The organism is Tamlana crocina (genome assembly GCF_012037625.1).
Window position 1 is genome coordinate 1 of the sequence record NZ_JAAVJS010000798.1, and the last position, 293, is coordinate 293.

At 44.0% G+C, this 293-nt stretch carries 1 protein-coding gene; it reads right to left on the reverse strand.

Annotation, left to right across the window (positions count from 1 at the left end):
* Positions 1-293, reverse strand: a 293-nt coding sequence (locus HC176_RS19045; RefSeq protein ID WP_280818731.1) for a proton-conducting transporter transmembrane domain-containing protein, incomplete at both ends; no start/stop codon positions are given.

Genomic DNA, 293 nt, shown 5'->3' on the forward strand with positions numbered 1-293 from the left:
AACAGCGCATTCACCTGTACAAGCGTCCGGTTTTCGACAGCAGCCACTTTTGCTGCGAGGTCGGCCATATTCAGGCTTCCGGTGAGACCGTATAAAACTGCTATTGCGGTTAGAAAAATTATAGATGCAAGAATATTCAGCGTAAAATATTTTACAGCACCTTCCAGCTGTGCCTTTTCACCACCAATTGTAAGCAAAACGAAAGAGGTAATGATGATGATCTCGAACCATACATAGAGGTTGAAAATGTCCCCGGTCAAAAAGGCTCCATTAAGCCCCAGCAAGAGAAAATG